Annotated in this window: 13 protein-coding genes; 6 read left to right on the top strand and 7 right to left on the bottom strand. The window is 55.2% G+C overall.

Features of this window, described 5'->3' with window-relative positions; translation table 11 throughout:
- Positions 1 to 156: 156 nt before the first annotated feature.
- Both HMPREF1144_RS15705 and HMPREF1144_RS15700 read right to left on the bottom strand, forming a co-directional pair.
- A complete protein-coding gene (locus HMPREF1144_RS15705) occupies positions 157 to 1344 on the bottom strand; it encodes an OmpP1/FadL family transporter (RefSeq protein ID WP_009653333.1) in 1188 nt (395 codons plus the stop codon).
- A 321-nt stretch (positions 1345 to 1665) separates the two neighbouring features.
- Positions 1666 to 2568 carry a LysR family transcriptional regulator gene (locus tag HMPREF1144_RS15700; RefSeq protein WP_004852273.1) on the bottom strand — a complete coding sequence of 301 codons (903 nt, stop codon included), beginning with the start codon at positions 2566 to 2568 and terminating at the stop codon, positions 1666 to 1668.
- 127 nt (positions 2569 to 2695) lie between these two features.
- On the opposite strand from HMPREF1144_RS15700, the gene HMPREF1144_RS15695 reads away from it, so the two are divergent.
- On the top strand, positions 2696 to 3103 hold the full coding sequence (locus tag HMPREF1144_RS15695) for a cupin domain-containing protein (RefSeq protein WP_004852275.1): 408 nt from the start codon (positions 2696 to 2698) through the stop codon (positions 3101 to 3103).
- A 143-nt stretch (positions 3104 to 3246) separates the two neighbouring features.
- Here the strand turns inward: HMPREF1144_RS15695 and HMPREF1144_RS15690 are convergent, their stop codons facing one another.
- The 3 genes from HMPREF1144_RS15690 to HMPREF1144_RS15680 all read right to left on the bottom strand — a co-directional run bounded on the left by HMPREF1144_RS15690 (position 3247) and on the right by HMPREF1144_RS15680 (position 7534).
- Positions 3247 to 4176, bottom strand: coding sequence for an alpha/beta hydrolase (locus HMPREF1144_RS15690; RefSeq protein ID WP_009653329.1), 930 nt, complete (start codon positions 4174 to 4176; stop codon positions 3247 to 3249).
- A 188-nt stretch (positions 4177 to 4364) separates the two neighbouring features.
- Positions 4365 to 7052, bottom strand: a complete 2688-nt coding sequence (locus HMPREF1144_RS15685; RefSeq protein WP_009653326.1) for a cation-transporting P-type ATPase — start codon at positions 7050 to 7052, stop codon at positions 4365 to 4367.
- 50 nt (positions 7053 to 7102) lie between these two features.
- Positions 7103 to 7534, bottom strand: coding sequence for a universal stress protein (locus HMPREF1144_RS15680; protein ID WP_004852281.1), 432 nt, complete (start codon positions 7532 to 7534; stop codon positions 7103 to 7105).
- Positions 7535 to 8068: 534 nt separating this feature from the next.
- On the opposite strand from HMPREF1144_RS15680, the gene HMPREF1144_RS15675 reads away from it, so the two are divergent.
- Genes HMPREF1144_RS15675 through HMPREF1144_RS15665 form a run of 3 tightly spaced genes read left to right on the top strand, consistent with a single transcriptional unit; the run spans position 8069 to position 13178 of the window.
- On the top strand, positions 8069 to 9154 hold the full coding sequence (locus HMPREF1144_RS15675) for an efflux RND transporter periplasmic adaptor subunit (protein ID WP_004852284.1): 1086 nt from the start codon (positions 8069 to 8071) through the stop codon (positions 9152 to 9154).
- Positions 9154 to 12216, top strand: a complete 3063-nt coding sequence (locus HMPREF1144_RS15670; RefSeq protein WP_009653334.1) for an efflux RND transporter permease subunit — start codon at positions 9154 to 9156, stop codon at positions 12214 to 12216. Before HMPREF1144_RS15675 ends, HMPREF1144_RS15670 begins: the two co-directional genes overlap by 1 nt.
- A 38-nt stretch (positions 12217 to 12254) precedes the next feature.
- A complete protein-coding gene (locus HMPREF1144_RS15665; RefSeq protein ID WP_162557823.1) occupies positions 12255 to 13178 on the top strand; it encodes an acyltransferase in 924 nt (307 codons plus the stop codon).
- Between the two features lie 34 nt (positions 13179 to 13212).
- Here the strand turns inward: HMPREF1144_RS15665 and pagP are convergent, their stop codons facing one another.
- The gene (pagP, locus tag HMPREF1144_RS15660; protein ID WP_004852289.1) at positions 13213 to 13788 is read right to left on the bottom strand and encodes a lipid IV(A) palmitoyltransferase PagP; all 576 of its coding nucleotides are present in this window, start codon (positions 13786 to 13788) and stop codon (positions 13213 to 13215) included.
- A gap of 226 nt (positions 13789 to 14014) precedes the next feature.
- On the opposite strand from pagP, the gene HMPREF1144_RS15655 reads away from it, so the two are divergent.
- Positions 14015 to 14947, top strand: a complete 933-nt coding sequence (locus HMPREF1144_RS15655) for a nucleoside recognition domain-containing protein (protein ID WP_009653323.1) — start codon at positions 14015 to 14017, stop codon at positions 14945 to 14947.
- On the opposite strand, the gene HMPREF1144_RS15650 is transcribed toward HMPREF1144_RS15655, so the two are convergent.
- Positions 14939 to 16480: an alpha/beta fold hydrolase gene (locus HMPREF1144_RS15650; protein WP_052544846.1), complete on the bottom strand. Its 1542-nt coding sequence runs from the start codon at positions 16478 to 16480 to the stop codon at positions 14939 to 14941. The two genes, HMPREF1144_RS15655 and HMPREF1144_RS15650, sit on opposite strands and share 9 nt — an antisense overlap.
- A gap of 169 nt (positions 16481 to 16649) precedes the next feature.
- Between HMPREF1144_RS15650 and HMPREF1144_RS15645 the strand changes: the two genes are divergently transcribed.
- Positions 16650 to 16907: a histidine kinase gene (locus tag HMPREF1144_RS15645; RefSeq protein ID WP_009653336.1), complete on the top strand. Its 258-nt coding sequence runs from the start codon at positions 16650 to 16652 to the stop codon at positions 16905 to 16907.
- The last annotated feature ends 130 nt before the right edge of the window (positions 16908 to 17037 follow it).

Below are 17037 nucleotides of genomic sequence, written 5' to 3'. Positions count from 1 at the left end.
GCACCTCAAAAACACCATCATACACTAAATCAGTAAGTTGGCAGCATCACCCGATAGGCGGTGACGATCTCCAGCGTCTTTTTAGCAGGTTGTAGCCACGTCTGCCGCTGCAGGGTTATCGTCATGCTGGCCAAAGCTCAATGTCTGGTTTACCGATCAGAACTGATAGCTGTAGTTTACGCTGGCGAACCATAGCCAGGGTTTATTATATTCTCCAGCGAAGGCTGCTGAGTTCACCTGAGATGATTGCATGTGCAGATATTCAACCGCAAATCCGATATTACTCGCCGGGGTCATTTGATATTGCGCCCCGGTCGCAAAACGCCACTCATCACCGGTAGGTAGAGTCAGAGCAACATCGCTTTGTGTTTTGTATGGCGTGCTGTCAAAAGCGATACCCGCGTTAAGGCGCCATCGATCTTCAGGCCGGAACTGAACGCCTAATGCCGTATGCCAGGTATCTTTTAACCGGTTGTTTCTATTGCCCGCTTGGCCATTAATCGTAATCTCCGGGCTACCAAACTGACTCCAGTCCTGCCAACCAAGATCGCCCATCACGGACCAATATTTATTTACATCATGAACCACACTCAACATGACCTGCTGAGGCGCGCGGACTTGAGCCGCAACGGGAAGATCGTACTCAACGTTTGGCAAGTTCGGAAAACGCGCCTTGCCGTCGATACTAAAGTGATAGTCAGTTTTACTTGTCCAGGTTATTCCCGCTCGAGTCTGGTCGGTAAGATCCATCAGTATGCCCAGCCGGTAGTTCATCGCCCAGTCATGGTCATTTTGTCGTTCATCATGGCGATCAACATTCCGGGTTAAAGAAAGGTAGCCGTAATTAAGCCCCACAGCGGCGCCGACGGAAACGTTATCACTGAGCTTCCAGGCAATTCCCGGGCTGAGCGTCATCGCTACCATCGTACTTTTTTTGATAAGTCGATCGCCTGCCCATTCACCAAAATCAATACCAAGCCCATAGTTACCGTAAAGGCCCAGTCCTGCTGACACGGAATCATTCAGACGTTGCGTATAGAACATACTGGCATTAGGAAACAGATTCATGACGTTGCCCGGACTTTGACGCCCGCTCGATTCATTATCCAGTTGATAGGATATATCGCCTCCCATAGCCTGTACTCCCCCCGTCAGCATATGATCGGGTAATCGCGTCATCCCTGCCGGGTTAGTTAACAGCGTTGATGCATCCTGCGCACGTGCGGCCTGACCCGCTCCAGCCAACGCAGCATCTTCCGTACCCACTTCATAAAAATAGAGCGCGCTGGCATGACTTACTGTGGAAAAAAATAACCCACAGATAATAATTATATTTTTTTTCATTATTTCACCTACCACTTAAATAAAACGAAGAGCTATTTTTTTGCAAAAAAAGCTATTTTATTGCTCTGTATAATTTTACGGCTCACTATCTATCTTGCAAATAACCAGGCTATTAAACGACCTAACATTATAAACAGTCGAGTTACTCAGATCCCTGTAATTTTTGTCTAATTTTAAATATTGCGAACAGACGTGCGAATATCCACAAGAACGATAGTAAGTGCTCTGCTTAACCGGATATATCTTCTATAAAATTCAGGGACAGCATGCCAACAAAAAATAAAAACAGCAAATAAGTTGAGATATTCCTGAAGGCCAATATTAGCCTTTTTGACGCCAGCGCAGCGCGTCGACCACTAGCGTAAACGCCGCCGGAAGATGCTGTCGGCCCGGGTAGTAAAGATAGTACCCCGGGAAATGAGGGCACCAGTCGGCAAGTAGCGGTACCAGTTCCCCCGTAGCGATATATTTCGCCGCTAAGTCGTGAGGAACATAGGCAATCCCTGCCCCGTCCAGCGCGGCCTGAATCATCAGAAAGGTATTGTTAAAAACGGTTTGCCCGTCAACGCGAACGCTGGTCTTTTGACTTCCCTTTTCAAACTCCCAGGCGTAAAGCGCGCCGTGGGTGGGCAAACGCAAATTAACGCAGTTATGTGCCATCAGATCCTCAGGACGTCTTACTGCCGCCCTGCCGGCAAGATAAGCAGGGGCGGCAACCACCGCCATCTGCACATCGGGCGTGATGCGCACCGCAATCATGTCCTTATCCACCTGATCGCCCATCCGTACGCCGGCATCAAAACGCTGGGCGGCAATGTCGGTCAGCTCGTATCCGACGCTGAACTCAATATGAATGTCCGGGTATTGCGTTAATAAAGGCCGCAGACGGGGCCACAGCACGGTGACGATAGCATGATCGTTGGCGGTAATGCGTACCGTTCCGGTGGGTTTATCTCGTGAAGCGCGCAGCGAAGCCAGTTCAGCTTCGATTTCATTCAGCCGCGGCGCCAGAACGGCCAGCAGACGGTTCCCGGCATCGGTTGGCGAAACGCTGCGCGTGGTGCGGATTAACAGCCTTACCCCGAGACGCGCTTCCAGAGCCAGCAGCGTATGGCTCAGCGCTGACCGGGAAATACCCAGAATCGCGGCCGCCCGGGTAAAGCTGCGCTCGTGAGCCACCGTGGCAAAAGCCTGCAGGTCGTTGAGTTTTTCTTTGCTCATCATTGGTGAATTTTGTGCACCAGTGTATTCATATTTGCGCATCTTATCATTTAATCAAACCTTCCCTACACTTTGTTCAACGAGTCGTAAGGGGCCGCTTAAAAGGCCGAAACTGAAATGTGGAGAACCCATGAAACAACAATTTGACGGTAACGGTATCTTCCCCAAGGGGGAGAAAAACGAGGCCTATGCGCAGTATTTTCAGGGTACCAGCTACCTGAATATGCTCTCCACGCAAGGGGTCACTATCGGCAACGTGGTCTTCGAGCCCGGCTGCCGTAACCACTGGCATATCCACCATAAAGGCGGGCAAATTTTACTGGTGACCGGCGGACGCGGCTGGTATCAGGAGTGGAATCAACCGGCGCGTGCGCTTATCGCCGGGGATGTGGTGAATATTCCTGCGGGGGTCAAGCACTGGCACGGCGCGGCCGCCGATAGCTGGTTTGCGCATCTTGCCGTTGCCGTCCCTGCCGAAGGGGCGTCTAACGAATGGCTGGAGCCGGTCGCCGACGAAGCGTACCGTCAACTGCCTTAAGCTGCGGAGGCGCAGGGTTCATTGACCAGTAAATGAATGCTGCGCGATGCGCTCAGGCTATGCGGCAAACGATGACCACATCATCTGAACGTGATTCACTACCTTCACGCTAGCTTTAGGCAGCATACGAAAATAATGCTCGGCTACTTACCCGTTCCCTGCGGATAACCGCTCATCGCCAGCAGCGCGCTTTGCAGCGAGGCGCTAAACATCTCCCCGTGAGACAGTCCGGGATAGGGCCACCAGTTGACCGCCACGCCATTTTTCTTGAGCAGGGAAACCGTCTGCAGAACGTTGCCTCGGATCTCTTCTGCCCCTGCGGAAGAGGCCCGTTGGGTCGCAACCGCCCCCTCCATCAGGTACAGGGACTTCCGGTTAAACGCATCCGCCTTCGCCTCGGCCATTCTTGCTAACAGCGAGGCGTTGCCCCGTCCCAGGGAAGGACTGGCAGAAAAATAGATCCGGAAGCGGGATGACTCCAGCCAGGCGTCAATGATGAATAATCCGCCATAGGAGTGCCCCCAGATAGCCCGCTGCTGAGGGTTGATAGCGATCCCGCGCTCAACTTTTTCCACGATGGTATTTTCTAATAGCTGGCGAAATGCCTCGCTGCCGCCGCTCTTCCGTCGGTCCCATCCGGCGTCGGCAGGATTCTCCTCTACTTTCGGCCGGTAGTCATAGGCTCGGGCAGGCTGATCGAAGGGCAAATTCGTTTGATAGCCGATGGCCACAATAACGGGCGGCGTTTTTTGCGTAAACGTCTCAAGCAGCGAGCCAGACAACCGGTCCATCACCGCGTTGCCGTCCAGGGCGTACAGAATCGGATACCCCTGCGCGGGCGGCGCCGCGTTCGGTATCGCGGTCCAGACCTTATAATGCCGTTCGCCATCAAGGGAATCGAAATAAGCAACGTTGAAGTGATAATACGCGGAGCCGCGGTCGGCGATTTTCGGCCCCAGCGGGCGCATATCTGGCCTGGCGTAAGCGTTAATGCCATAAAGCGTGGAGACCAGCGCGGCGATAAAAATCCACTCTTTCAGCGGAGAAGCAAAACAAAACTTGCGAAGCGACATCGGTTGATTGTTTCCAGCACACCCTCGGTAGTGATAATGATTGCTAATATCAATCTCAATTGCAAGCAACGAGGTTATCCCGGGAGCGGCGCGTTGCGCCTGCCCGGGGAACCCATCATCACATCACGGATAGCCCGGCTCGTGCTGCGCTTAGCCGGGCTACGGGGAATGCCGCGTTCTGCTCAATATCAGGCCGTACGCCATCTCCTGGTCAGCGGCTTCTCGACTTCCACAATCAGGAACATCACAAAACCGATAATAAAGGTGATAACCCAGTAGCGGAACGGCAGCGCTTCGGTACCAAACAGCATCTGCATAAACGGCGCGTAGATAATCAGCAGCTGCAGCACCAGCAGCACCCCGCTGACAATCCAGATCCCCCGGTTCGCCAGCAGCCCTTTACTCAGCGAGAAGCCGTCCGCCACCCGGCAGTTGAGCATATAGAACCACTGGGCGGTGACCAGCGTCTGCAGCAGCACCGTGCGGATAAACTCAGGCGAATAGCCGCGGGGCTGTAGCCAGGCTTCAAGCACAAAGGCGCTAACGGCAATCATCGAACCGACAAAAATCACCCGCCAGATAGCAAAGCCGTCCATTACGTGCAGCTTAGGATCGCGGGGCGGACGCCGCATGATGTTCTTCTCTCCGGCTTCAAACGCCAGGCCAAACGACAGCGTGGCGGAGGTCGCCATGTTCATCCACAGGATCAGCACCGGCGTCAGCGGTATTAAATTCCCCGCCAGCAGCGCGATAATAATTAACAGTCCCTGCGCCAGGTTGGTCGGCATGATAAACAGAATGGTTTTCTTCAGGTTATCGTATACCCGACGCCCTTCTCTGACGGCGCTGGCGATGGTGGCGAAGTTATCATCGGTGAGCACCATATCAGCGGCCTCCTTAGTCACTTCGGTGCCCTTAATCCCCATGGCGATCCCGACATCGGCCTGCTTCAGCGCCGGGGCATCGTTCACGCCATCGCCGGTCATCCCGACCACCTCTTTCCTGCTTTGCAGCGCCTGGACCAGGCGGAATTTATCTTCCGGGCTGGTACGCGCGAAAATATCAAATTTCTGCGCCGCTTCACTAAGCTGAATATCATCCATCACCTCCAGCTCGCGTCCGGTAATGGCGTTTTCCGCATTGCCGATCCCCAGCATCTTGCCGATGCTCATCGCGGTTTGCGGGTGGTCGCCGGTGATCATCTTCACGCGGATCCCCGCCTGCAGGCAGTCGCCGATCGCCGTAATCGCCTCCGGTCTCGGCGGATCCATCATCCCGGCGATCCCCAGCAGAATGACGCCCTGCTGTAAATCCTGATGGCCAAGCTCCGTTTGTCCGTTGGCTGCCGGTTTCCACGCCGCCGCCACCATCCGCAGCCCTTCCCGCGCGTACTCTTCGATTTTCGCTTCCCAGTAAGGCTGGTCGAGCGGCTCCAGACCATGGTCGGTTTGCTGATGCTGACACAGACGGAACAAGACATCGGGCGCGCCGGTAATCAAAATCATCTCTTCATCGCCGATGCGGTAAAGCGTCGACATATATTTGTACTGTGAATCGAAAGGTATTTTACTGCGCAGCTCGGTGTTGACCGCCGGGAGCGGGACTTTCGCCGCCAGCACCTTCAGCGCCCCTTCGGTCGGGCCGCCGGTAATTTTCCACAGCCCGCTTTCATCTTTGATAAGCTGGCTGTCGTTACACAGATCGATGGTGCGCAGATAGCGTTCCAGCAGAGTGCCTGGAACAACGGTTATCGGGGTGGGTTCATCGATCGGATGAATATTCCCTACCGGCTCGTAGCTGTCGCCTTCCACTCGATAAACCTTATCGGCGGTGATAACGGCTTTGACCGTCATCTCGTTCATGGTCAGCGTCCCGGTTTTATCCGAGCAGATCACCGTCATTGCCCCGAGGGTTTCCACGGTCGGCAGTTTGCGGATAATCGCCTTCTGCCGGGCCATGGTTTGTACGCCGAGCGAGAGGATAATCGAGATAATCGCCGGTAGCCCTTCCGGCACCGACGCCACCGCGAGGCTAATCAACGACAGCATCAGCTCGGAAACCGGCATGTCGCGGAACAGCAGGCTGAAGACAAACAGCGCGGCCATCATGACCAGAATGATGATAAAAATGGCTTTACCGAGCTTATCCATCTGCACCAGCAGCGGAGTACGGTGTTTTTCGATATCCGACATCATCTGGTTAATGTGGCCCAGCTCGGTATCTCCGCCGGTCGCCACGACCAGACCTTTTCCGCCGCCCGAACTCACCGTGGTGCCGGAAAACAGCAAATTCGTCCGATCGCCAAGCGGCAGTTCGCCGCTGAGCGCCTCGGTGCTTTTTTCCACCACCGTCGATTCACCGGTCAGAATCGCCTCTTCCACCCGCAGATTATGCGCTTCGATCACCCTCAGGTCGGCAGGTATTCGATCGCCCGCGCGGATCACCACGATATCGCCGGGGACCAGAGCGGTAGTCGGGATCGTTTCATGATTACCCTGACGAATCACCACCGCTTCACTGGAGAGCATGTTGCGAATGCTCTGGAGCGATTTTTCCGCATTACTCTCCTGGATATGTCCGATCAGCGCATTAATCACCGCCACGCCCAGAATCACCAGGGTATCTACCCAGTGGCCCATGACCGCCGTCAGCAGCGCCGCCGCCAGCAGGACGTAAATCAGCACATCATTAAAATGCGCCAGAAAGCGCAGCCACGCCGGCTTCCCGGCCTTTTGCGGCAACGCATTTTCACCATACTGCTGCAAGCGCGCCGATGCCTCGGCGCCGCTGATGCCTTCCGGGGTGCTGTTGGTGCTGGTCAGCGTTTCGTCTACGGAGAGCTGATAAAACGGGCCGCCCGGTTTTTCTGTATTCATAGTTATCTCCTCACTCCTGTAACGGAAATCAGGACAGCCTCAGGCCGTCCTCAACGCACCACAAAAACCGGAACATGGGCATAACGAACGATACCTGCCGCCTCTGACCCCAGCAGATGGGTCTGAATATTGGGATTGCGCGAACCGACGATCACCACATCCGCCTTCAGCTCATCGGCAAGTTTGGTTACTTCATCGCGAATGTTGCCGCTGCGTATGTGAATCTGGATATCGTTTTCCGCCAGCGAGAGTTTTTTACTGAGCTCATCCAGCTTTTCTTTAGATGTATTAACCAGATAGTCTTCCATTTTCCGTGCATCGGAAATAAAACCGCGCGTCAGTACCGGGGAAAAAGCGGGGATAACGTGCAGGAGATGAATCTTTCCGGCAGAGCTTTGCGCAAGGAATCGGGCGTGGGATATGGCCTTGTCGGCAAGACCGATTTCAAACACATCAACCGGCACGAGGATATTTTTATACATAGAGACAATCCTTTTATTACCTATAAAAAAAGGTGGTAAAAACAGCCCAGGCAATGGTGCTGAGGAAGCAATCTCAAGAACAAGATCTGTTAGATGCGTGACTATAATTAAACGTAGCACACCACGGTTAACATTATTAAGCAGCCAATTAATATATTGAAAAATATCACAGAGCCAGGCAGCGCCAGACAATTCGACTACAAACCCGGTAAAATCGTCGCCATCGCCGTAATTTTTGCTCTTTTTAACATTTCCATTTTACTACGACTATCCTCATTATCAGTGGCTTGCTCGTTTTCTGGCGTCCCACAATAATTACTAAGATAAGAATTTACTTAGCTAGCTATTTAAGCGAAAGGGAGGAACGATGTTCGGTTACAGTCTGTTTCGCCTGAGCCTGTTTATTGCCCTGGCAATAATCGCTTGTACGGCTACCGGGTTAATTACCTATTTCGTTGTCTCGGCGCTCGCAGAATAAAATCAGCGATTGTAAACAATATGTAAAACATAGACTTTAACTCCGAGGGGAATACAGTGAACCGTTATTTTTCTCTCATTCCGCTTGTTATTTTAATAACAACGGCTTGCGATCGGAAAGCGCCTGACATTACGCCGTTACCGCGGATGGTCAAAGTCGCCGAGGTGGTGGCTATCGGTGATGCGCAGCAGCGCGTATTCCCCGCCCGCATTGAGTCCGGGGACTCCACCGATTTATCTTTTAAACGCGGCGGGCAGATTGAATCGCTTGATGTGCGTCAGGGAGCCGCTATTACTCAGGGGCAGACCCTTGCCCGCCTCAGCGCACGGGAAGCGCAGCAGCGCGTGAATGAACGGCAGACCGCCGCTACCCTCGCCCAGCGGCAGTTCGATCGTTTCCAGACGCTGGCCGGTCGCCAGGCGATTTCAAAGGCGGAAATGGATATCCAGCGGGCCAACCGCGACTCCGCCAATGCCGCGCTGAAAATCGCCCGCGAAGAGCTGTCGCAAATGGCGTTGACCGCCCCGTTCAGCGGCGTTGCCGCTTACGTCCCGGTACGTAACCATCAGGTGGTTGCCGCCGGGCAGCCGATTGTGACCCTGACGCGAACCGATCTGCTTGATGTGGTGTTTAGCGTTCCGGAAAATCTCTTTACCGCGCTCGATATTCGCAACGCGCAGTATCGTCCGGTCGTCAAAATTAACGCCATGCCGGACCGCCAGTTTACCGCTGAATATAAAGAGCACACCGGCAGCAGCGACAGCAGTACGCTCACCTGGCAAATCATCCTGACCATGCCGCGACCGGCCGACTTTCCCGCGGTGGGCGGCGTGAGCGGAACGGTGACAATTAACCTGGCGAACCTGCCCGCCAGCACCGGTAAAAATGCGGTGGTGGTGCCTGTCGAAGCGGTGTTTAACCCGGATAATCGCCCGCGCAATGAACCCCACGTCTGGGTCGTTCAGGGCAGCGGCGACGAGCTTAAGCTGGAAGAGAGGAAAGTCGGCGTTGGTCAGGTCACCTCTCAGGGCGTGGTGATCACCGAAGGGCTCAGCGTCGGCGAGCGTGTCGTGGCGGCAGGCGTCAGAGAATTGCATGCGCAACAGCCGGTTCGTATCTGGACGCGTGAACGAGGTTTGTAATGGATATCTCCCGCCAGTTTATTAACAACCCGATCCGCGTCTGGCTGACTATTTTGCTGCTGGGCATCGGGGGGATCTTCGCCCTGCTGAATATTGGCCGCCTGGAAGACCCGGCGTTTACCATTAAAACCGCCGTGGTGATCACCCATTATCCCGGCGCGTCGGCGCAGCAGGTTGAAGAAGAAGTCACCCTGCCGCTCGAGAACGCGCTGCAGCAGCTGCCATATCTCGACAACGTCAGTTCGATCTCCTCCAACGGCCTGTCGCAAATCACCGTCAATATCGCCTCGCACTACCACTCCAGCGAGCTGCCGCAAATCTGGGATGAACTGCGCCGCCGGGTCGGCGACGCCGCCCGTCAATTTCCTCCCGGCGTCTCCTCCCCGTTTGTCAATGACGATTTTGGTGATGTCTTTGGCTTCTTCTTTGCTATCTCCGGCGAGAGCTTTACCAATCCTGAACTGGTTCGCTACGCCGAGCAGCTGCGCCGCGAACTGGTGCTGGTTCCCGGCGTCGGCAAAGTCGCCATCGGCGGGGCGATCCCTCAGCAAATCAACATCGATATCTCGCTGGCGAAAATGACCGCCCGCGGCATCACGCTCAACCAGTTGGCGGCTATCCTCAGCCGGTTGAACGTGGTCTCTAACGCCGGCGAGATTAAATCCGGCAGCGAGTCGATCCGCCTGCACCCGACGGGGGAGTTTGCCAACCTCGATGAGCTCGGCGACCTGTTAATCAGCCCGCAAGGTTCGGGAACGGCGACGCGGCTGCGCGATATCGCCACGCTATCGCGCGGGCTGAGCGAATCGCCTTCCAGCATTTACCACGCCAACGGCCGACAGGCGGTCACCATGGGGGTGTCGTTTATACCCGGGGTTAACGTGATTGACGTTGGCCGCGCCCTGGAGAGCAAGCTGGAGCAGATGTCGGCGGAAAAACCGGCCGGGATCAGCATTGACCTGTTCTACGATCAGGCGGCGGAAGTCGCCCACTCGGTCAACGGTTTTATCACTAACTTCCTGATGGCGCTGGCGATTGTAGTTGGGGTCCTGCTGATCTTTATGGGCGTGCGCAGCGGCATTATTATCGCCCTGTCGCTGGCGCTCAACGTGCTCGGCACGCTGCTGATCATGTACCTGTGGGGCATCGAGCTGCAGCGCATTTCGCTGGGGGCGCTGATTATCGCCCTCAGTATGCTGGTCGATAACGCGATCGTCATCGTTGAAGGAGTGCTGATCGCCCGCCAGCAGGGGTCTACGCTGCTAATGGCGATAAATTATGTGATCCGCCGTTCGGCGCTGCCGCTGCTGGGGGCCACGGTGATTGCCATTCTCGCCTTTGCGCCGATTGGCCTGTCGCAGGACTCGACCGGGGAATACTGTAAATCGCTGTTCCAGGTGCTGCTGATTTCGCTCATGCTGAGCTGGTTCTCGGCGCTGACCATTACCCCGGTGCTGATTAAATGGTGGCTGTTTAAAAATCAATCGCAGCCGGTGACGCAGGCCGACGCCAACCCTTACGGCGGCCGCTTTTACCGCCTGTACCAGCAGGCTCTGCGTGCTCTTCTGCTGCGCAAAACCCTAACCCTGACCGTCATGGCGGCGCTGCTGGCCGCCGCTATCTGGGGGTTTGGATCGGTGCGGCAAAACTTTTTCCCCTCGTCAAATACGCCGATTTTCTTTGTCGATCTCTGGCTCCCGTACGGTACCGATATCGCGACCACCGAAAAGATGACCAGCGATATTGAGACCACCATTAATGGCCAGCCCGGGGTGGTCACCACCGTGGCCACCGTTGGCCAGGGTAGCATGCGGTTTATCCTCACCTATAGCGGACAACGGCAGTACAGCAACTATGCGCAAATCATGGTGCGCATGGACGATCAGCGCAATATTGCCGCCCTGACGCAGCATGTTGATCGCTACATTGCGCGCAACTACCCGCAGGTAAACGCCAGCACGAAACGCGTGATGTTCGGCCCTTCCGGCGACAGCGCCATTGAGGTGCGGATTAAAGGTCCGGACCCCGACCGCCTGCGCCTGCTCGCCAGCCAGGTTGGCGATATTCTCTCCGCAGATCCGGCTACCGATGGTGTCCGGAATGACTGGCAAAACCGCAGCAAAGTTATTCGTCCGCAGTACTCCCCCGCGCTTGGGCGCGAGCTGGGCGTTGATAAACAGGATATTGATAACGCCCTGGAAATGAACTTCTCCGGCAGCCGCGCGGGCTTGTACCGCGAGGGAGCCGACCTGCTGCCAGTGGTTGTCCGCCCCCCGGCCGCTGAGCGCCAGGACGCGAATCACCTGAATAACGTGCTGGTCTGGAGCCAGAGCCGCCAGCAGTATATTCCGCTCAGTAACGTGGTCAGCGGATTTCACCTCGAATGGGAAGATCCGCTTATCCTGCGCCGCGACCGCAGCCGCGTGCTGACGGTGCAGACCGATCCCGATCCGCTGAGCAACCAGACATCGGGGGATATCCTGTCCCGCGTGAAGCCGCAGATTGATGCGATCGCTTTGCCGCACGGATACAGCATTGAGTGGGGCGGCGATGCGGAGAACTCCAGCGAGGCGCAGCAGGGTCTGTTCACTACCCTGCCGCTGGGTTACCTGGTGATGTTTGTGATTACCGTGCTGATGTTTAGCTCACTGAAAAACGCGGTGGCTATCTGGCTGACCGTACCGCTGGCGCTGATTGGCGTAACGCCGGGCTTCTTGCTTACCGGCATCCCCTTTGGCTTTATGGCGTTAATCGGCTTGCTGAGCCTGAGCGGCATGCTGATCCGTAACGGCATCGTGCTGGTAGAAGAGATTGAACAGCAGAAGCAGGAGAAAGGGCAACAGGAGGCCATTATCTATGCCGCCACTTCGCGTCTGCGCCCGATCCTGCTGACGGCGTTTACCACCGTGCTCGGCCTGGCGCCGCTATTACTGGACGTTTTCTTCCAGAGCATGGCGGTTGTTATCATGTTTGGTCTGGGTTTTGCTACTATTCTGACGCTGCTGGTTCTGCCGGTGATTTACGCCTGTTTCCACAATCAGAATATTAAGCGACAACCATGAACAGTACCGGATTAAATATTATTAAAACGCTGGGATGCATGACGGCGGTGACCTTCTTCACCATTTACAATACCTGGGATAGCTATGATTATGACTATCACTGGATCCTCGGGTTTTTGACGTTTATTTCCACTATCGCCACGCCGCTGTTTTTTGTAGTGGCAGGCTATCTGGATTCGCAGTCTCGCCATGATTCACAATGGCAGTTGGGCAAAATCAAGAGCGTGGTGATCGTCTTTCTGTTCTGGATGACGGTGTACTATCTCTGGGAGCCCTACCAGCGCGGCTATCTTATCCAGCCGTGGTTTGTGTTTGCGTTTATCGTCATTTACACCTTTCACCCGGTTATCGAGTGGCTCAGCCAAAGACGCACAGCGTTCTTTGCCGCGGTCTTCTCCCTGCTGCTGTTCTCGTATGGTTACGATCTTTTATCCGCATTGTACCCTGATATTCATCCACTAAGCCTGGCGCCGCAGTACCGCCTGTGGACCTGGCTGCTATTTTATCTGACCGGTCAGCTCTTCAGCGACCCGCTGGTCGCCGACTGGCTCAGGCGAGAAAAAGTGGTCAAAGGCGCGATGATCGCCATTCCGTTTATTTATCTTTTTACCTGGTTTTACGAGCGGCATTTCTTTTTCGCCCTGTTTAAGGCCGACAGAAATGCGTTCATTCTGACCGGTTCACAAATCTATATTCTGGTGGTTGCGCTGGTTATTGCCGCCAACGGCGTGCGGTTTCGCAAAAACAGCGAGTTTAAAGAGGCCCTTCTCGCCACCATTAGCAAAACGATGACCGGCGTCTATATTCTCCACTACTCCGTTTTTCACCTGCTCACCGCGTTTATCCCGATTAACTCGCTGGGGACAAAATTAATGCTGATTGTCCTTACGTTTATCACTTCGGTACTGATTTCGATGCTGGCGCTGTCCAATTCGGTGGTCAAAAAAGTGATTACGATTTGACGATCGCCGGTTCAGGTCATGGACGCCTGCGCATTTAAAAACCATAGCGCAGCCAGGCAAACAGTACGTTGCCGTTATTATAGGTGCCGGGAATATAGGTGAACTGCACGCTCAAACGGCGGTAGCTGGCGGAGAAGAGCGGCAAAATAATCGGCAGAGGTACGTAGTTGGCAAAATCATCGCGGGCGGTGATCCCGGCGGTGACGCCAAGACCCAGGCGAAAATCACGACGGCTATCAAGATACCAGCCCTTTTCCCAGCCGTAGCCGACAATCGGCTGCCACTCGTTGTGCGAATCTTTGAACATCATGGCGTAGAGCGAACTCCAGTTGCCCTCCGCGTTATATCTGGAAACGCCGAAACCTCCGCCCCACGGCATTTCATTATAGTTATCCGTTTTCTCTTTATCGTACATAAAGCGGTTGTGCCAGCTGAGAAACGGCAGATAAAGATCGTAGTTTTGCGGCTCATTCCAGGTCTGCGAGACATCGTTTTTTAGCCAGTTCCACCAGCCGCTAACGCGCTGCTCGCCGTATATTTTAGTTTCAGCCTGTACTGAAAAGGCGAAAATAAACACAATTCCCCACGCTACCCGCAGACAACGTTGCATAGTTTTATCCTTAAAGAAAGTCGCCCGGTGTTCATTCAGTTTGGGAACAAAAAACAGGCTTTGCAAATATCGGCAGACAAATTTTCTGCACCGTCCCGGGCTAATTGCAAGTCCAGTTAAGCGCCCGTTTCATGACAGCGTGCGCCGCCGCGGTGATTTCATTTCCTTGTCGCTGGGATTATGATGGCGCTAATTATCCTTTCTGCCCGCAGTGATTGAGAAATAGATGGACTTCATCAGCATTATTATGTCGGCGGGGAAAACCTCCGTCGACGTGGCGCTTTATACGCTGTTGCCAATCATGGTCGTCATGCTCATCGTGATGAAATATCTCGAGGTACGCGGGGTACTGGACGTTATCGTTCGCAGGCTCGCCCCGCTGCTTAAGCCGTTCGGCTTAACCGGGATGAGCGCGTTTGCCCTGATTCAGATGAATTTTGTCAGCTTCGCCGCCCCGCTGGCGACCCTCGCGATTATGGATAAACGCGGCGCTTCGGACCGGCATATGGCCGCCACGCTGGCGATGCTTTTCGCTATGGGTCAAGGCAACGTTTTCTATCCGTTAACGCCCTTCGGCCTGCACTGGCTGGCCTCAATCATCATTTCGATTGTCGGCGGGCTGTGCGCCGCCGCGGTCACCTGGCATATCGCCGGCCGCAGGCTATCGATGGTTGAAAACGCGCGGGCCGACGCGCTGCCTGAAGCGGAGCAAAATAGCCAGGGGATTATCGCCGTTATCAACAGCGCCGGTGCCGATGCCATCCGCCTGGCCCTCGGCGCGGTGCCCATGCTGATCCTGTCGCTGGCTATCGTCGGATTTATGCAGGCGGCAGGCCTGATTGAGATGCTTCAGCGCCTGCTGCTGCCGCTGCTGCTGTGGCTGAATATTCCGGTTAACTTCGTGCTGCCGGCGCTGGTCAAATGCGTTGCCGGCGGTACGGCCTATTTCGGCGTGGTCTCCGAGCTCGTCCAGCAGGGTAAAGCGACCGTAAGCCAGATCAACGCCTCGGCGGGCCTGCTAGTGCAAACGTTCGATCTTCCCGGCATCGGCATCTTTCTGGGCGTCAGCTCGCGCTTCGTACGCCTGTTCCGCTTCGCCGCAATTGGCGCTATCGCCGGGATCGCCATCCGTACCGTGATGCATCTTACGCTATTCTGACGCTGCCGGCTCTGGACGGAGACAGGCAGCGATATCAGCCCGATCGCTACAGGCGATATGATGGTTAATTCTCACCATCATCCACGGGAAAAACGGGTTGGACGTGACGCGCATCAGCGTATCCAACCCGACGCTTAGCGTGGAGGTTTCTCCGCGCAACGAGATCGTCCCGATGCTGATCCCGTAGCGATTTTTCTCCGCCGGTTCCCGGCCATAGAGCGAGTCGCTCAGCGGGAACGGCACCGCCACGTGCGATAGTGAATACATATCCTGCGGCCAGGCGATATTCAGCGGCGTCACGGTTTCGCTTCGCGTCCCGGCAAGCGTGGTGCGGGCCACCGTCTCGTAGGTGTCGGGCGCGGCGTTGGTAATCACCGTGGTGCCGTAGGGCCGAGGCGCCGGCGGCAATAACGTATTGACCGCCGAATAGAGCGACGGACGGAATAACGCGCGCAAATTCGCCGCCTGGTTAATATCGAAAATTACCAGTTCGCTACCGTTATCCGGTAGATAGCGATAGAGCGAATCTACCACCGCCCGGGTGCTGACCGTAGAATCCATCACCGACTGGAAAGTTAATACCGGCGCCAGTTCAGAAAGCCGCTTACTCTGCGCTTCCTGCACGATCTGCTGCTGCAGCGCCTGCGACAATAGCCACGACTGCCTTGCCGCCTTCACCGGGAACGAATTGTATTTATAGGGGTTAAACTCCGGGACGACGTTCAGCCACGCCGCGCGGGCGAAAGCCGGAAATACAGAAGGTAAACCGGCCAGCCCGGCAAAACGCGCAAACGCGGTAACGCCAATCATCGGCGACAGCAGGATGATCTGCTGCGGCCGCCGCAGCGACTTATCTTCCAGGCTATCGAGGGCGTATTTTAGCGCCAGCGCCCCGCCGTTAGAGTAGCCAACCACGTGCAGCGGCGCGTCATCCCCCGCCAGCCGGGTCGCTTCGCGCACCGCAAGCCGAGTCGTTGCTATCCACTCTTCGCGGTCCACCGCGGTGAGCGCGCCGGGGGCGGTCCCATGCCCAGGCAGACGCGGCGCGACGGCGACAAATCCCTGCTGCTGGTAGCTTTGCGCCAGATAGTGCACGCTGTAGGGCGAATCCGTCAGGCCGTGCAGCAGCACCGCCGCGCCGCGCGGTTTGCCCTGCGGCAGCAGAATAAAGGAGCGGTTCCAGTCGGGATGAAACTTATCCGGATAGACCAGGCTTTGCGCGTAAAAGCGGTTAATGGCCGTTTTGTCATCATCGCTCAACGTGTCGGTAATGCTGCTTTTCATATCGCGGAAAATCGCAGCTTCCCGCGTCTGGTATTCGGCAAAAGTGGCGCGGTCAATCTCGCTGGCGCTCATTTCATTCGCCGTCCAGGTATGCCAGCGGTGCAGCGCCGGACCGCGCTGCGATTCGTAAATACGGCCAATAAAAAAGACGATCACGACCACCAGCAGCCCAATGATGGCTTTTTTCGCCACCGAGACTAATCTTAATCCCGACTTATTCAGCAGCCGGGTAAAACGCATCATTGCCATATTTCTGTCCGAATTATCTCTTTAGCTGCCAGGGTGGGCTATTATGCAGAAGGAATCCGATCCTGCGATTCACTTATTAAACATAGACTAAACCAACCACCTGTTCTTATTGTCAGATGAGAAGCAAACATGAATTATCGCCGGAGTGTAACAGGTCAGGAATAAACAAATGGAATGGTGGATTAAGAAACTACGCGAGACCTCGACGTCTACACATACCCACGCGGTTCTGCAAAGCGGCCAGCTAACCATCATTGCGGAACTCACTTCCTGCGGCCGGCGTCTACAGGAGGGCGATAAGCTGACGCCGTTGGCTAACGCGCTGTACTGCATTAACGACAATAAGTCGATCACCCTAAAAGTGCTCAACGCCACGCATTTCAGCGCTGAACGCTGGGGCACCATCGCGAATATCACCGCGCATTAATCGACATCCCCGGCATCAACTGGTTCTAATCTCAGTACTTTCTCAACTAAGCGGGTTAAATTGTCCCGCGCCTTTTTCAGTCTGTGACATACTAAGCAAAACGTCAGCAGAGCAGAAACAAGGAGTACGT

The organism is Klebsiella sp. OBRC7 (assembly GCF_000293135.1).
GTDB lineage: Bacteria > Pseudomonadota > Gammaproteobacteria > Enterobacterales > Enterobacteriaceae > Klebsiella > Klebsiella michiganensis.
Note: the sequence above shows the minus strand (reverse complement) of the source record. Positions and strands in the feature narration are given on the sequence as shown.

What these genes read in the sequence shown, in the direction of transcription:
- HMPREF1144_RS15705 (WP_009653333.1), bottom strand. Translation starts at nt 1,344, where the DNA reads ATGAAAAAAAATATAATTATTATCTGTGGGTTATTTTTTTCCACAGTA.
- HMPREF1144_RS15700 (WP_004852273.1), bottom strand. Translation starts at nt 2,568, where the DNA reads ATGATGAGCAAAGAAAAACTCAACGACCTGCAGGCTTTTGCCACGGTG.
- HMPREF1144_RS15695 (WP_004852275.1), top strand. Translation starts at nt 2,696, where the DNA reads ATGAAACAACAATTTGACGGTAACGGTATCTTCCCCAAGGGGGAGAAA.
- HMPREF1144_RS15690 (WP_009653329.1), bottom strand. Translation starts at nt 4,176, where the DNA reads ATGTCGCTTCGCAAGTTTTGTTTTGCTTCTCCGCTGAAAGAGTGGATT.
- HMPREF1144_RS15685 (WP_009653326.1), bottom strand. Translation starts at nt 7,052, where the DNA reads ATGAATACAGAAAAACCGGGCGGCCCGTTTTATCAGCTCTCCGTAGAC.
- HMPREF1144_RS15680 (WP_004852281.1), bottom strand. Translation starts at nt 7,534, where the DNA reads ATGTATAAAAATATCCTCGTGCCGGTTGATGTGTTTGAAATCGGTCTT.
- HMPREF1144_RS15670 (WP_009653334.1), top strand. Translation starts at nt 9,154, where the DNA reads ATGGATATCTCCCGCCAGTTTATTAACAACCCGATCCGCGTCTGGCTG.
- HMPREF1144_RS15665 (WP_162557823.1), top strand. Translation starts at nt 12,255, where the DNA reads ATGACGGCGGTGACCTTCTTCACCATTTACAATACCTGGGATAGCTAT.
- pagP (WP_004852289.1), bottom strand. Translation starts at nt 13,788, where the DNA reads ATGCAACGTTGTCTGCGGGTAGCGTGGGGAATTGTGTTTATTTTCGCC.
- HMPREF1144_RS15655 (WP_009653323.1), top strand. Translation starts at nt 14,015, where the DNA reads ATGGACTTCATCAGCATTATTATGTCGGCGGGGAAAACCTCCGTCGAC.
- HMPREF1144_RS15650 (WP_052544846.1), bottom strand. Translation starts at nt 16,480, where the DNA reads ATGGCAATGATGCGTTTTACCCGGCTGCTGAATAAGTCGGGATTAAGA.
- HMPREF1144_RS15645 (WP_009653336.1), top strand. Translation starts at nt 16,650, where the DNA reads ATGGAATGGTGGATTAAGAAACTACGCGAGACCTCGACGTCTACACAT.